Origin of the sequence: Bacillus sp. SIMBA_031, from assembly GCF_046535225.1 — a bacterium.
In the GTDB taxonomy this organism is placed as follows: domain Bacteria; phylum Bacillota; class Bacilli; order Bacillales; family Bacillaceae; genus Bacillus; species Bacillus velezensis.
This window is the reverse complement of record NZ_JAWRXC010000677.1, coordinates 1-236: the sequence shown is the minus strand read 5'-3', so window position 1 is coordinate 236 and position 236 is coordinate 1. Positions and strand designations below refer to the sequence as shown.

At 36.4% G+C, this 236-nt stretch carries 1 protein-coding gene; it reads right to left on the bottom strand.

Going from position 1 to position 236, the window contains the following annotated elements; all coding sequences use genetic code 11:
- On the bottom strand, positions 1–236 hold a 236-nt coding region (locus SB724_RS21775), incomplete at both ends, for a hypothetical protein (protein WP_410573155.1).

The following is a 236-nucleotide window of genomic DNA, read 5'->3' as shown; positions in this document are numbered from 1 at the left end:
GGTCGTATGAATTCCATCATCTAAAACATCAGCAATCGAAAAATCATTCTCAAATGCACTTCCTATAAATGCATTATAGCGGCTTTCTCTGGTTACCATTACCCCATATTTCGTACAGGATTCTGGGGTTCCGGTATAAAAAATATTCTGGTCACCCATAAAAATGTTGATTCCAAAAGGCAATCCCTCCATTTTGATATCATAGAAAGAGTTGTTACTGCTATTTCCTATTCCTA